This is a genomic window from Actinophytocola sp., from assembly GCF_035942955.1.
In the GTDB taxonomy this organism is placed as follows: domain Bacteria; phylum Actinomycetota; class Actinomycetes; order Mycobacteriales; family Pseudonocardiaceae; genus DASYTH01.
Window position 1 is genome coordinate 1 of sequence record NZ_DASZCQ010000094.1, and the last position, 14450, is coordinate 14450.

Sequence of the window (14450 nt, forward strand, 5' to 3'; positions counted from 1 at the left end):
GTGATCTCCTCGACCAGCGCGCGGGTCCGGGCGCCGTCCCCGGCCCGCGCGTCGAGCCACACGTCCACAGTGGACGGAATGACGTTGGTGCCGCCCGGGGTGGGCACCAGCCGGCCCACGGTGGCCCTGGCGCCGTCCACGGCGGCGCGGCGGGCGGCGAGCACCAGCTCGGACGCGGGCAGCATGGGGTCGCGCCGGTCGGAGATCAGCGTGGTCCCGGCGTGGTTGCCCTCCCCGGTGAAGGTGAACCGCCACCGGCCGTGCGCCAGGATCGAGCTCGCCACCCCGACCGGGACGGTCAGCCCGCGGCCCTGCTCCACGTGCAGCTCCACGAAGACGCCGATCCGGTCCAGCGCCACGTCGTCGCGCCCGAACCGCTCCGGGTCGAGCCCCGCGGCCCGCACGGCGTCGGCCAGCGACGTCCCGTCCGGGTCACGCAGGCTCAGGGCCGTTGCCGCCGGGAGCGCGCCGGTGAGCAGCCGGGAACCAAGGCAGGGCACGCCGAACCGGCCGCCCTCCTCCTCGGCGAACACCACGACGGCGATGGGCCGCCGGGGAGCAAACCCCTTGGCGCGCAACGCATCCACCGCCAGCAGCCCGGACACCAGGCCGAGCGGCCCGTCGAAGGCGCCGCCGCCGGGCACCGAGTCGAGGTGGCTGCCTGTCACCACGGCGCCGGGCTCCGGCGTCCCCCACCACGCCCACAGGTTGCCGTTGCGGTCCACCTCGACGTCGAGATCGCGGCGCCGGGCCTCGGCGGTGAACCACTCGCGCAGCTCCAGCTCGGACCGGTCGAACCCGTGCCGCGAGTACCCGCCGCGGGTCCGGTCAGCGCCCACGGTGGCGATCTCCGCCAGCAGTCCGGTCGCCGTGGTCATCATCTCGCCATGGGCACGGTCAGGCCGTGCCGGGCCGCCACCTCGCTTGCGTCGTCGTAGCCGGCGTCGACGTGCCGCAGCACGCCGGTGGCCGGATCGTTGGTGAGCACCCGCTCGATCTTCCGCGCGGCCAGCTCGGTGCCGTCGGCCACGGTCACCTGGCCGGCGTGGATCGAGCGGCCGATGCCGACCCCGCCGCCGTGGTGGATGGACACCCAGCTCGCCCCGGACGCCGTGTTGACCAGCGCGTTGAGCAGCGGCCAGTCGGCGATGGCGTCGGAGCCGTCGGCCATCGCCTCGGTCTCCCGGTACGGCGAGGCGACCGACCCGCAGTCCAGGTGGTCGCGGCCGATGACCACCGGGGCGGACAGCTCCCCGCTGGCCACCAGGTCGTTGAAGCAGGCGCCGGCCAGGTTCCGCTCGCCGTAGCCGAGCCAGCAGATCCGCGCGGGAAGCCCTTGGAACGCAACGCGTTCGCCGGCCAGCCGGATCCAGCGGGCCAGGGACTCGTGCTCCGGGAACAGCTCCAGGATGGCCTGGTCGGTCGTGGCGATGTCGGCCGGGTCCCCGGACAGCGCGGCCCACCGGAACGGGCCCCTGCCCTCGCAGAACAGCGGGCGGATGTAGGCGGGCACGAAGCCGGGGAAGTCAAACGCCCGCTCGCAGCCGCCCTTCCTGGCCTCGTCGCGGATCGAGTTGCCGTAGTCGAACACCTCCGCGCCCGCGTCGAGGAACCCGACCATGGCGTCGACGTGCTCGGCCATCGAGTCGCGGGACCGGTCGGTGAACTCGTCCGGCTTCGCCGCCGCGTAGTCGTCCCAGTCCTCAACGGACACTCCCTTGGGCAGGTACGCCAACGGATCGTGCGCCGAGGTCTGGTCGGTCACGATGTCGACGGATACCCCGCGGCGGAGCAGCTCGGGCAGCACCTCGGCGGCGTTGCCGATCATGCCGACGGACCGCGGCCGGCCCGCCCGCTTGGCCGCCTCCACCCTGGCGACGGCGTCGTCGAGGTCGTCGGCGATCTCGTCGAGGTAGCGGGTCTCCACCCGGCGCCGGGCCCGCTCCGGGTTGACCTCGACGCACAGTGCCACACCCTCGTTCATGGTGATGGCCAACGGCTGCGCACCCCCCATCCCGCCGAGACCCGCGGTGACGGTCAGCGTCCCCCGCAGCGACCCGCCAAACCGCTTGCGCGCCACCGCGGCGAACGTCTCGTATGTTCCCTGCAGGATCCCTTGCGTGCCAATGTAGATCCAGGACCCGGCGGTCATCTGGCCATACATTGTCAGCCCGAGCGCCTCCAGCCGGCGGAACTCCGGCCAGGTCGCCCAGTCGCCGACCAGGTTGGAGTTGGCGATCAGCACCCGGGGCGCCCACTCGTGCGTGCGCAGCACCCCAACAGGTTTACCGGATTGAACCAGCAGAGTCTCGTCTTCGCGCAAAACCGTGAGCTCGCGGGTGATCGCGTCGAAGCTGGCCCAGTCCCTGGCGGCCCGTCCCGTGCCGCCGTAAACGACCAGATCGTCGGGCCGCTCGGCCACCTCGGGATCGAGGTTGTTGTGCAGCATCCGCAGCGCGGCCTCGGTCGGCCAGCTCCGCGCGGTCAGCGTCGAGCCGCGGGCCGCGCGCACGGGCCTTGCTCCCTTCATGGCAGTCCTCCCGATCTGATCAGGTCCTCGGCGGCGGCGATCTCGGGTGCGAGATGCCGGTCGGGGCCCGGGCCGGGCACCCGCTCGCGCAGCGCGGCGACGGCGGCCGCCGTGGCCGGCGCCGGGGTCAGCGGCGCGCGCAGGTCGAGCGCCCGCGCGGCGGTGAGCAGCTCGATGGCCAGCACGGTGGTCAGCCCGTCGATCGCCCTGCGCAGCTTGCGCGCGGCCGACCAGCCCATCGAGACGTGATCCTCCTGCATCGCCGAGCTCGGGATCGAGTCCACACTTGCCGGCACCGCAAGGCGTTTGAGCTCGGAGACGATCCCGGCCTGGGTGTACTGGGCGATCATATGGCCGGAGTCGACGCCCGGATCGTCGGCCAGGAACGGCGGCAGCCCGTGCGAGCGGGCCACGTCGAGCATCCGGTCGGTGCGCCGCTCGGCCATGCTGGCCACGTCCGCGACCGGGATCGCCAGGAAGTCCAGCTGGTAGGCGATCGGCGCGCCGTGGAAGTTGCCGTTGGACTCCACCCGGCCGTCGGCCAGCACCACCGGGTTGTCGATGGCCGCCGCCAGCTCCCGGTCGGCCACCAGCTCGGCCTGCCCGACGGTGTCCCGCGCGGCGCCGTGCACCTGCGGCGCGCAGCGCAGCGAGTAGGCGTCCTGCACCCGGTTGCAGTCCGGTGTGCGGTGACTGTCCATGATCGCCGAGTTGGCCAGCAGCGCCGCCATCCTCGCCGCCGAGACCGCCTGCCCGGGATGCGGGCGCAGCGCCTGCAGGTCGGCGGCGAACACCCGGTCGGTGCCCAGCAGCGCCTCCACGCTCATCGCCGCCGTCAGGTCGGCGACGTCGAGCAGCCGGTGCAGGTCGGCCAGGGCGAGCACCAGCATGCCGAGCATCCCGTCGGTGCCGTTGAGCAGCGCCAACCCCTCCTTCTCGGCCAGCTGCACGGCGTCGATCCCGGCCTCCAGCAAGGCATCCGCGGCCGGCCGGCGCACCCCCTCCGCGTCGAACACGTCACCCTCACCCATCAGCGCCAGCCCGACGGCCGACAGCGGAGCAAGATCGCCCGAGCACCCCAGCGACCCGAACTCCGGCACCACCGGCACGATCCCGGCGTTCAGCATCGCCGCCAACGACTCCACAGTGGACGGACGGACCCCGGTGTGCCCGGTCGCCATGGTCCGCAGCCGCAGCAGCATCAGCGCGCGCACCACCTCGGCCTCCACCGCCGGCCCGGCCCCCGCGGCGTGCGAGCGGACGATCGACCGCTGCAGCGCCACCCGCCGCCCCGGCGGGATGTGCCGCACCGCCAGCGCGCCGAACCCGGTCGACACCCCGTACGTGGGCCGCTCCCCCCTTGCCAGCTCCTCGACGTGCGCCCGCGACCTGGCCACCGCCTCCAGCGCCGCCTCGGTCAACTCCACCCCCACCCCGCCCCTGGCGACCGCGACCACCTGCTCGCGGCTCAGCGGCCCGCCATCCACCCCTACGGGAATCTGCATGCCCCCATCCCAGCGCGCCAACGCCGGTTGCACGACTCGGACCCGAGTGACACTGTCTGAGATCCCAGACAACCCATCGACCACCGAGCACGCACCCCCAAAGCGCAACAGGCAGCCCCCACCCCGAACATGGGGTGGGGGGTGGGTTCGTGGGCAGTTTACCGGCGAAAACCGAGAGTGGATCTTGGTCGGGGGCGGGGGCGGGGTAGTTGTCCACAGTGTGGGTGCCTGTGGACAACGGAAACGGAGGCATCGGTGAGCGGCAGCAGCGACGTGCCGGCGCTGCGGCGAGGGCTGGCCGTGCTGCGGCTGCTGGCCACGAAGGCGGGCCCGGTCACCGCGGCCTCGGTGGCGCGCGAGCTCGGGCTGCCCCGCTCGACGACCTACCACCTGCTGTCCGAGCTGGCCGACGCCGGGTTCGTCACGCACCTGCCCGAGGAGCGCCGCTACGGGCTCGGCGTGGCCACCTTCGAGCTCGGCTCGGCCTACCTGCGCCACGACCCGCTCGAGCGGCTGGCCCGGCCGGTGCTGCGCAGGCTCATCGAGCGCACCCGGCACACCGCGCACCTCGGCGTGCTGCACGGCGCCGAGATCCTCTACCTGCTCCGCGAGCAGCCGCCCAACCCCTATCTGACCGTCACCGACGTCGGCGTCCGGCTGCCCGCCCAGCTCCCGGCCTCCGGCCGCGCCATGCTCGCGCACATACCGGCGGCCCAGGTGCGGGCGCTGTTTCCGAGCCGGGACAGCTTCGTCGACCGCACCGGCCGCGGCCCAACCCACCTTCCCGCGCTGCGCCGCCTGCTCGCCGAGGAGCGCCGCCGCGGCTGGGCCGTGGAGGACGGGCACGTCACCGCGGGCTACGCCTCGGTCGCCGCGGCGGTGTTCGACCACGGCGGCCGCCCGATCGCCGCGATCAGCACGACGTTCCCGCACCGGTGCCCCGGCCCGCGCGACTGCGGCGAGACGTGGCCCGACCTCGCGGCGCACACCCGCAGGGCGGCCGCCGAGCTGAGCACTCGGCTCGGCGGCCGGGACGCGATCAGCGTGCGGGAGGCGTTCAGCTGATGCCGGCGGAGGCCAGCCAGTCGGCGGCCACCTTGGCGGCGTCGGGCTTGTCCGGGGCGGACAGCTTGCCGTTCAGCTCGATCAGCTTCTCGGTGGTCAGCTTGGCCGAGATCTGGTTGAGCACCTGCTTGACCTCGTCGCTGGCCTTCGAGGCGTTGATCAGCGGGACCACGTTCTGGGCGGCGAAGTTGCTCTTCGGGTCCTCGAGCACGACGAAGTTGTTCACCGTGATGGCCGGGTCGGTGGTGAAGATGTCGGCGGCCTGCACCACGTTGGTCTTCAGCGCGTTGACCGTCAGCGGGCCGCCGGCGTCGAGCGCCTTGAACTCCTTGAACTCGATGTCGTAGTTCTTCTTGAAGCCGGGGAACCCGTCGGCACGGCGGGGCAGCTCCGGCGGACCGCCGAAGATCATCTGGCTGGCGTGCGGCTTGAGATCCTCAATGGACTTCAGGTTCAACCGGTCGGCCGTCTCCTTGGTGACCACGATCGCGTCCTTGTCCTCGGCCGAGGACTTGTCCAGCACGGTCAGGTTGGCCGGCAGCGCCTTCTTCAGCGCCTCGTACACCTCGTCCGGCGACGTCTCGGTGGCCGACTTGTTGATGTGCTGCAGCAGCACCCCGGTGTACTCCGGAACGAGGTCGATCGAGCCGTCCGACAGGCCGGGGTAGTACGTCTCCCGGTTGCCGATGTTGAGCTTCTTCTCGATCGTGATGCCCTTCTTCTGCAGCGCGCCGGCGTAGATCTCGGCCAGCAGCGCGCTCTCCGGGAAGTTCGCCGACCCGATGATGATCTTGTCGGGCTTGGCCACCGGGCCGCTCGTCGCGCCACCCTGCGCCGGTGGGTTGTTGCTCAGCGGGTCGGAGGAACCCCCGCAGGCCGTCATGGTCAGCGCCGCAACGACCGCGGTCGCGACACCGGCTAGTACGCGTTTCATCAAGGGTCTCTCCTCACGAGCTCTCTTCTGCGGTTATCAACTTCGGCTGCGCCCACACCCGGGCCACCCGCCGGCGCATTCGCCGGGTCTGCAGGCCGGGCGAGACGGCGAGGCGCTGCACGCCGGCCAGGACCAGCTCGACCGCGATGGCCAGGGCGGCGATCAGCACCGCCCCGCCGGCCATCATGGCGTAGCCGCCGTCCGCGCCGAACGCCCTGCCGTCGATGACGAAGCGGCCGAGGCCGTCGAGCGACACGAACGCCGCGATGCTCGCCGTGGCGATCACCTGCAACGTGGCCGCGCGCAGGCCACCCAGGATCAACGGTAACGCGATCGGCAGCTCCACCCGCCACACGACGTCCCACTCGCGCATGCCCATGCCGCGCGCGGCGTCCACCACGTCCCGGTCTACGTTGCGGATCCCGGCGTACGTTCCGGCGAGCAACGGTGGAATGGCCAGCGACACCAGCGCGATCGTGACCGCCTCGACGGCAAGCGCGATCCCCATCGCCAGCACGAGCAGGATCAGCAGACCCAGCTCCGGGATGGCCCGGAACGAGTTGGCGATGCCGACGACGAGGAAGCTGCCCCGCCCGGTGTGTCCAATGTAGATACCAAGCGGAACCGCGATCAGCGCGGCGATCAGGATGGCGACGCCGGTGTACTGGAGGTGCTTGAGCACGTGGTACGGGATGCCGGGTCCGTTGATGCTCCTGGTCCAGTTGTCCGGGTCGGTCAACCAGCTCCACACCTGCTCGAAAATGTTCATGCCGTCACCACCCGTCCGCGGGCCCGGGTCCACGGCGTGAGCCACCGGCCGAGGACGACCAGCAGCGCGTCCACCACCAGCGCGAGCACCACGATCAGCACGAGCCCGGCGACGATCTCGGCGTAGTTGGGCGGCGAGAGCTGCGAGCCGTGGGTCAGGTAGAAGCCGAGCCCGCCGACCCCGATGATCGCGCCCACGCTGACCAGGCTGATGTTGGACACCGCCGCCACCCGGACGCCGGCGATCAGCACGGGCAGCGACAGCGGCAGCTCGACGGCGAAGAACCGGCGCACCGCCCCGTAGCCGACCGCGGTGGCCGCGGCGATGGTCTCCCCCGGCACCGCGTCCAGCGCGTCGGCGACCGACCGGACCAGCAGGGCGACCGTGTAGATGGTCAGCGCGGCCTGCACGTTGAGCGGGTCGAGGATCCGGGTGCCGAGCAGCAGCGGCATCAGCACGAACAGGGCCAGCGACGGGATCGTGTAGAGCAGGCTGGACGCCGGCACCAGGATCGCCCTCGCGGCGCGCCAGCGGTGCGCGGCCCAGCCGAGCGGCACGGAGATCAGCAGGCCGACGAGCACCGGGATCAGCGCGAGGCCGAGGTGCTCCCAGGTGGTGTCGAGCAGCTCACCGGCGTGGTCGAGCACCCACCTCATACCGGGACCTCACCGCTCTCCCTTGCCGCCCCCAGCGCCGCCAGCACGGTGTCCGCGCTGATCCCGCCGACCACCGCGCCGTCGGCGTCCACCGCGATGCCGAGCTGGGACGGCGAGCTGAGCGCGGCGTCGAGCGCGTTGCGCAGCGTGCCCGCGGTTCCGCCGGCCTCGGCGTCCACTTGGTACAGCGAGCCCCCGGAGATCAGGTCCGTGGCCTCGAGCTTCGCCGATGAGTCCAAACTGGACAACAAGTCCGCGGAGACCCAGCCGGCGGGCCGGTCCCGCTCGTCCACGACGATCGCCCAGCCGCCTTCGAGCCGCCCGCGGGCCGCGCCGACCTCCGTGCCGAGCGGCACCTTGGCCACCGGCGCCAGCTCGATCCCTTTGGCGGCAAGGAAACCCAGCGCCCGGTAGCCGCGATCCCGGCCGACGAAGGACGCCACGAACTCGTCGGCCGGCTTGGCCAGCAACGCCGACGGGGTGTCGTACTGGGCAAGCGTGCCGCCGACCCGCAGCACCGCGACCTTGTCGCCGAGCTTGATCGCCTCGTCGATGTCGTGCGTGACGAACACGATCGTCTTGCCGAGCTCGGACTGCAGGCGCAGCAGCTGCTGCTGCAGGTCGTCCCGGACGATCGGGTCCACCGCGCTGAACGGCTCGTCCATCAGCAGCACCGGGGGATCGGCGGCCAGCGCCCTTGCCACCCCCACGCGCTGCTGCTGCCCGCCGGACAGCTGGGCCGGGTAGCGCTTGGCCAACCCGGCCGGCAGCCCGACCAGCTCGAGCAGCTCGGCCGCCCTTGCCCGCGCCGCCCGGCGGCCGGTGCCGTTGAGCACCGGCACGGTGGCCACGTTGTCGATCACGGTGCGGTGCGGGAACAGCCCGGCATGCTGGATGACGTAGCCGATGCCCCGGCGCAGCTTGGCCGGCGCCGACTCACGGACGTCCGCGCCGTTGAGCCGGATCGTGCCCGAGGTCGGATCGATCATCCGGTTGATCATGCGTAAGGAAGTCGTCTTGCCGCACCCCGACGGCCCGACGAACACGGTGATCCGGCCGTCCTCGATGGTCAGGTCGAGCCGATCGACGGCGACGGTGCCGTCCGGATACGTCTTGGTCACGGCCTGGAACTCGATCACTCGAGGCTCCCACAGGTCGAGACGGCCACTCGCCGGCCGCATGATTCGAAGACCCTAGCCGCATCCACCGACAGCGGCACCACGTTCCACCATTTGGCAAGCTCAGTCCCGGGGAATGTGCAGCGGCCCAAGGCGGAGCAGCTCGCGGAACTCCTCGGCGGGCACCGGGCGGGACAGCAGCCAGCCCTGGTAGGCCTCCACGCCGACGCTGCGCAGGACGTGGAACTGGGTGGCGTTCTCCACGCCCTCGGCGATGCAGCTGCGGCCCATCGCACGGGCCATGTCCACCACGGCGCGGGCGATCGCGAAGTCGGAGGCGTCGGTGGCCACACCGGCGACGAAGCGGCGGTCCACCTTGACGATCTGCGCCGGCAGCTCCTTGAGCCTGGCCAGCGACGAGAAGCCGGTGCCGAAGTCGTCGACGGCGAACCGGATGCCGCGCTCGGTCAGGTCGACCATCGCCGCCCGGCTGCGGGTCGGCAGGTCGATCAGGCTCGTCTCGACCAGCTCCAGCACCACGCGGTCCCACTCGATGCCGGACTCCAGCACGGCGTTGGCGATCACGTCGACGAAGTCCGGGTCGCTCGGCACGAGGCCGCCAAGGTTGATCGCGACGCTGACCCCGCCGCCGAGCACCGCGCCGGCCATCATCGGCCACCTGGCGGCCTCCCGCATCGCGGTCCGCAGCACCCACCGGTCCAGCTCGCGCATCAGGTCGCCCTGCTCGGCGACGGGCAGGAACTCGTTGGGGGCCAGCAGCCCGCGCTCCGGGTGCGGCCAGCGCACCAGCGCCTCGGCCGACAGCACCGTGCCGTCCGGGCCGACGACCGGCTGGTAGTGCAGCACGAGCACGTCGTTGGAGATCGCGTCGCGCAGCTGGCCCTCGAGCATCATCTGGCTGTTGGCCGAGGCGATCATCTCGGCGGAGGCCACCGAGACCCGCCCGGTGCCGCGCCGCTTGGCGTCGAACATGGCCGCGTCGGCGAACCGCAGCAGGTCCGCCCCGGTGGTCTCCGGGCCGCTGGGCACCGCCGCCCCGATCGCCGCCGAGACCCGTAACAGCTGGCCGCGAACCGGAACCGCGGTCCGCAGCAGCGTCGCCACCCGGTTCGCCAGCGCCTCCACTCCCCCGACCTCGTTGACGTCGGAGCAGATCACCACGTACTCGTCGCCGGACATCCGCGCCGCCGTGCAGGACGGTGGCAGCCCGCGCTCGAGCCGCCGGGCCAGCGCCATGATCAGCTCGTCGCCGACGTCGTGCCCGAGCGAGTCGTTGACCCGCCCGAAGTTGTCCACGTCGCAGAACAGCAGCGCCACGTTCGCCGCGTCCGGACCGCCGAGCAGCTGGCCGAGCAGCTCCTTGACCGCCGCCCGGCCGGGCAGCCCGGTCAGGTCGTCGTGGGTGGCCTTGTAATGCAGCCGCTCCGCGGCCTTGCGCCGCTCGGTGACATCGGCGAACACGACCAGCCAGAACCGCTGGCCGTCGTCGGCGACGGACACCGTGGCGGACAGCTCGCAGTACACCGGCTTGCCGGACACGGTGGCCAGGACCCGCTGGCCGACCCGGAACGGGCCGGTGCCGTGCCGGCCGCCGTCGCGCCCGGCGAGCAGCCGCCGGCCCTGGTCGCTGGGATGGATGAGCTGCTCGGCCGACATTCCGCGGAGCCGCTCGAGGTCCATGCCGAGCAGCCGGCACAGCGCCTCGTTGGCGTCGACGATGCGCTCGGCGTCGTCGAGCAGCCCGATGCCGACCGGGGTGATCGCGACCAGGTCGCTGAACCGCTGGCTGGAGCGCATCATCCGGGTCTCGGTTGAGCGCTGCTCGGTGATGTCCTGCGCGGTGCCGATCATGATCGGCGCGCCGTTGGCGGTGCCGAGCGGCTCGCCGTGGCTGCGGAACACCCGCCGGGTGCCGTCCGGGCGGACCACCCGGAACTCCACGTCCATCGGAAGGCCGTCGGCGGCGAGCTGCCGGCAGGCCTGGTCCACTCGGTCCCGGTCCTCGGGGTGGACCGAGCGGAGGAAGTCCGCATAGGTGACCGGGGTGCCGGGCTCGATGCCGACCAGCTCGTAGAGCATCGTCGACCACACGACCTCGCCGGTGGCGGTGTTCCACTCCCAGGTGCCCAGCCGCGCCACCCGCTGGGCGTCGCTGAACAGCCGGCGGTCCTGCAGCGCCTGCCGCTCGACCGCGTGGTGCACGGTGATGTCCTGGATGGTGCCGTACACCCGCACGACCTCGCCCTTGGCGTCGCGCTCGGTCTGGCCGCGCACCATGAAGGTGGCGTTGCCGGAGCTGTCCTGCACCTCCAGCTCGACGACCTCGTCCGGCTCTGCGGAGCGCAGCTTGGCCCGGAACGCCTCGATGGTCGGCAGGTCGTCGACGTGCACCAGGGCCAGGGCGTCCTTGGCCGTGCAGTCCGCGGACAGCCCGAGCAGCGTGCGCATCCCCTCGGACAGGTAGACCTGGCCGGTCCGCAGGTCGGTGCTCCAGCTGCCGATGCGGGCCAGCCGCTGCGCCTCCAGCAGCAGGGCCCGCTCGACCACCGGGTCGTCCCCGGCCGCGGACACGCCGTCGGCGGAGAACAGGGGTTGAGCGGATAGGGCCTGGTCAACGGCCATGCCTAAGTCGCCGGACTGGACCCCGCCCAGGGGCAGCTCGGCGCGCACGACGTGCTCGGCCACGGCGCCATCCTTCCGCCCCCCGGCCGCAGATCTTCTCGCCGGGCTCTCAGGCTACCCCGTCTTCCCGCGCAGCCCGAGAAACCGCCGCGGCGACTTCCGGACCGACCCTCGGGTCGACCGCGCTGGGCACGATGAAGTCCGGGGCGAGATCCTCGGCGGCCACCGCGGCGATCGCCTCGGCCGCGGCCAGCTTCATGTTCTCGGTGATCCGCCGCGCGCCGGCGTCCAGCGCCCCGCGGAAGATTCCGGGGAAGGCCAGCACGTTGTTGATCTGGTTGGGGAAGTCGCTGCGACCGGTGGCCACGATCGCCGCGTGCCTGGCCGCCACGTCCGGGTGGATCTCCGGATCCGGGTTGGACAGGGCGAACACGATGGCGGACGGCGCCATCGTGGCGATCAGCTCCTCGGGCACGGTCGACGCGGATAGTCCGACGAACACGTCGGCGCCGGCCAGCGCCTCGGCCATCCCGCCGCGGAGCCCGGCCAGGTTGGTCACCCCGGCCAGCTCCGCCTTGATCGAGTTCAGGTTGTCCCGGCCGGCGTGGACGATGCCGCGCGAGTCGAGCAGGGTCACGTCCCCGACACCGGCCGCGAGCAGGATCTTCGCGCAGGCGATGCCGGACGCGCCGGCGCCGGCGATGACCACGCGCTGGTCGTCGAGCTTGCGGTCGAGCACCTGGTTGGCGCCGCGCAGGGCGGCCAGCAGGACGACGGCGGTGCCGTGCTGGTCGTCGTGCATGACCGGGCAGTCCAGCGCCTCGATCAGGCGCCGCTCGAGCTCGAAGCACCGCGGGGCGGCGACGTCCTCGAGGTTGACCGCGCCGAACGACGGGCGCAGCCGCACCAGCGTCTCGACGATCTCGTCCACGTCGGTGGTGTCCAGCACCAGCGGGATGGAGTCGAGCCCGCCGAACGTCTTGAACAGCGCCGCCTTGCCCTCCATCACGGGCAGCGAGGCGCTGGCGCCGATGTCGCCGAGGCCGAGCACCGCGGTGCCGTCGCTGACCACGGCCACCACCCGGTGGGCCCAGGTGTACCGCGCGGCAAGGGAGGCGTCCTCGGCGATGGCGCGGCTGACCTTCGCCACCCCCGGCGTGTAGGCGATGGCCAGGGCGCGTGGGTCGGAGATCGGGGAGGTCACGCCGATGCCGAGCTTGCCGCCCTCGTGCGCGCGGAAGATCTCGTCATCGGTGATCGGGTTGTCATTCACATCGCTCACCGCTCGGTCGTCGATGTCTGTGTCAAACGCCTGATCGTTCACTGCGGTCACGGGCGTCCTCCTGAAGTGGCGGTGCGTGGGCGATGTCGACCTTTGCCGGACCGTAGCCACACGCACTTGCGACGCACTGGAGCTTCGATCGCGGTATGACCGAATGGCTGGTGGCGCCGGCTGGCTTGGTACCGCCGCTGCGTGGTAATGCAGGCGGCGAAGGACGCTGCGGTACGAACAGTCTCTCAGGCCGCTTGCGCGATGTCTGCGGCAGGGATCACACGACTGTGACATTCGGCCCATCCTCGCAGGGCCGGAAGCTCTCACTAGTGTTGAACGCCATGCAGGCGCGCGAGTTGGCCGTTCGGGACGCGTTCGAGTTCACCCCTCGGACATTTCCGGACGCGCGCGGCATGTTCGTCGCGCCCTACCAGGAAGAGCATTTTGTCGCCGCGGTCGGCCACCCGCTGCGGCTGGCGCAGAGCAACCACAGCCGGTCCCGCCGCGGCACCCTGCGCGGCCTGCACTTCGCCGACGTCCCGCCCGGCCAGGCCAAGTACGTCTACTGCCCCAGCGGCGCGGCGCTCGACGTCGTGGTCGACCTCCGGGTCGGCTCGCCGACCTTCGGCGCCTGGGATTGCGTGCGGCTCGACTCGGTCGCCTTCCGGGCCATCTACCTGCCGGAAGGCGTCGGGCACGCGTTCGTCGCGCTCGAGGACGACACGGTGGTCTCCTACCTGTGCTCGACGGCCTACAACCCCGCCGCCGAGCACGGCATCCACCCGCTCGACCCCGCACTCGGCCTGCCATGGCCGGCCGGTCTGGAGCCGCTGCTGTCGGACAAGGACGCCGCGGCGCCCACCCTGGCCGAGGCCGAGGCCGCCGGCCTGCTGCCCGGCTACGCAGACTGCGCGGTGTGGTACGAGCGGCTGCGCACTACCGCCGCAGCCGCCCGGGCCGGGGCCACAGGCGCCACCTGACCACCCCGACCACCTCCGCCGGGCCCAGGTGGTTGGAGTCCCGCGCCTCCGGGATCACGTTGTCGCTGACCACGAACCACCCGTCGCCGTCCCGCCACATCGCCCGCTTGATCGACAGCTGCCCCGGTCGCCGCGCCCAGCGCACCAGCACCAGGTCGTCCGGCCGGACCGGGGCGCCCAGCCGGGCCAGCACGAGATCGCCGTCGGCCAGCACCGGTCGCATCGAGTCGCCACGCACCCGGACCTGGCGCAGCCACCAGAGCTCGCCCGCCCTCAAACGATCACCTCCGTCTGCCGCATCAGCCTGCCGGGAGTAGGGTCCGAATTGCCGAAGCAATCACCCAATCAGGAGGGAAGATGCGACTCCTGTCGCGCATTCTCGGACCCCGTCTCGAGGCCACCGCGCACTGCGACCTCCCGTGCGGCGTCTACGACCCGGCCCAGGCGCGCATCGAGGCCGAGTCGGTCAAGGCCATCCAGCAGAAGTACCAGGACAACGAGGACCCCGAGTTCCGCGCCCGGGCCATCCTGATCAAGGAGCAGCGCAGCGAGCTCGTCAAGCACCACCTCTGGGTTCTGTGGACCGACTACTTCAAGCCCCCGCACTTCGAGAAGTACCCCCAACTGCACGAGCTGTTCAACAAGGCCACCAAGGCCGCCGGCGCCAGCGGCGCCAAGGGCTCCATGGACCCCGCCACGGGCCAGGAGCTGCTCGACCTGATCGCCGAGATCGACAAGATCTTCTGGGAGACCAAGCAGGGCTGAGGTCACCTACGCCCGAAGCGGCGCTGAACAGCGGAAACGTCTTCCGTTGATCAGCGCCGTTTCGCGTTGTCCGGTGACCTTTCGGCGGCCTGGAGACGGCCTGGCGCAGCCGGGCTCAGCCACCCTCGTCGCCGGTGTCGGCCGGTGTGGCGCCGGGTTGCTCGACGGTGCGCGGCTCGGTGTTCTCGGCGGTCGGGCTGGGCGTGCTGGAC

General features: G+C 71.9%; 13 protein-coding genes. 3 read left to right on the top strand and 10 right to left on the bottom strand.

The features are described 5' to 3' along the window. From VGX25_RS09785 to hutH, 3 genes are all read right to left on the bottom strand, one after another. Positions 1-878: allantoate amidohydrolase (locus tag VGX25_RS09785; protein WP_326917320.1), on the bottom strand; the 878-nt coding region annotated here is incomplete at its 3' end. Further along, on the bottom strand, positions 878-2530 hold the full coding sequence (hutU, locus tag VGX25_RS09790; protein ID WP_326917321.1) for a urocanate hydratase: 1653 nt from the start codon (positions 2528-2530) through the stop codon (positions 878-880). The genes hutU and VGX25_RS09785, both read right to left, overlap by 1 nt. Then, entirely contained in the window at positions 2527-4035 is a 1509-nt protein-coding gene (gene hutH / locus VGX25_RS09795) for a histidine ammonia-lyase (protein ID WP_326917322.1), read from the bottom strand. Before hutH ends, hutU begins: the two co-directional genes overlap by 4 nt. Before the next feature lie 255 nt (positions 4036-4290). Here hutH and VGX25_RS09800 point away from each other — a divergent pair, with 255 nt between their 5' ends. Beyond that, the gene (locus VGX25_RS09800; protein ID WP_326917323.1) at positions 4291-5100 is read left to right on the top strand and encodes an IclR family transcriptional regulator; all 810 of its coding nucleotides are present in this window, start codon (positions 4291-4293) and stop codon (positions 5098-5100) included. Here the strand turns inward: VGX25_RS09800 and VGX25_RS09805 are convergent. From VGX25_RS09805 to VGX25_RS09830, 6 genes are read right to left on the bottom strand one after another with little or no spacing between them, the layout of a single operon-like run. Next, positions 5093-6034, bottom strand: a complete 942-nt coding sequence (locus tag VGX25_RS09805) for an ABC transporter substrate-binding protein (protein ID WP_326917324.1) — start codon at positions 6032-6034, stop codon at positions 5093-5095. The two genes, VGX25_RS09800 and VGX25_RS09805, sit on opposite strands and share 8 nt — an antisense overlap. A 13-nt stretch (positions 6035-6047) precedes the next feature. Continuing rightward, positions 6048-6803: an ABC transporter permease gene (locus VGX25_RS09810; RefSeq protein ID WP_326917325.1), complete on the bottom strand. Its 756-nt coding sequence runs from the start codon at positions 6801-6803 to the stop codon at positions 6048-6050. Further along, positions 6800-7459 carry an ABC transporter permease gene (locus VGX25_RS09815; RefSeq protein ID WP_326917326.1) on the bottom strand — a complete coding sequence of 220 codons (660 nt, stop codon included), beginning with the start codon at positions 7457-7459 and terminating at the stop codon, positions 6800-6802. Before VGX25_RS09815 ends, VGX25_RS09810 begins: the two co-directional genes overlap by 4 nt. Next, the gene (locus tag VGX25_RS09820) at positions 7456-8640 is read right to left on the bottom strand and encodes an ABC transporter ATP-binding protein (RefSeq protein ID WP_414635748.1); all 1185 of its coding nucleotides are present in this window, start codon (positions 8638-8640) and stop codon (positions 7456-7458) included. Before VGX25_RS09820 ends, VGX25_RS09815 begins: the two co-directional genes overlap by 4 nt. 60 nt (positions 8641-8700) lie before the next feature. After that, complete coding sequence (locus VGX25_RS09825) at positions 8701-11283, bottom strand: sensor domain-containing protein (protein ID WP_326917328.1); 2583 nt, start codon at positions 11281-11283, stop codon at positions 8701-8703. Positions 11284-11329: 46 nt separating this feature from the next. Then, positions 11330-12502 carry an NADP-dependent malic enzyme gene (locus VGX25_RS09830; RefSeq protein ID WP_326917329.1) on the bottom strand — a complete coding sequence of 391 codons (1173 nt, stop codon included), beginning with the start codon at positions 12500-12502 and terminating at the stop codon, positions 11330-11332. A 332-nt stretch (positions 12503-12834) separates the two neighbouring features. Between VGX25_RS09830 and VGX25_RS09835 the strand changes: the two genes are divergently transcribed. Next, on the top strand, positions 12835-13473 hold the full coding sequence (locus tag VGX25_RS09835) for a dTDP-4-dehydrorhamnose 3,5-epimerase (protein ID WP_326917330.1): 639 nt from the start codon (positions 12835-12837) through the stop codon (positions 13471-13473). On the opposite strand, the gene VGX25_RS09840 is transcribed toward VGX25_RS09835, so the two are convergent. After that, positions 13430-13750 carry a S24 family peptidase gene (locus VGX25_RS09840; protein WP_326917331.1) on the bottom strand — a complete coding sequence of 107 codons (321 nt, stop codon included), beginning with the start codon at positions 13748-13750 and terminating at the stop codon, positions 13430-13432. The two genes, VGX25_RS09835 and VGX25_RS09840, sit on opposite strands and share 44 nt — an antisense overlap. An 80-nt stretch (positions 13751-13830) precedes the next feature. Between VGX25_RS09840 and sodN the strand changes: the two genes are divergently transcribed. Beyond that, positions 13831-14238 carry a superoxide dismutase, Ni gene (gene sodN, locus VGX25_RS09845; protein ID WP_326917332.1) on the top strand — a complete coding sequence of 136 codons (408 nt, stop codon included), beginning with the start codon at positions 13831-13833 and terminating at the stop codon, positions 14236-14238. Positions 14239-14450: the final 212 nt, after the last annotated feature.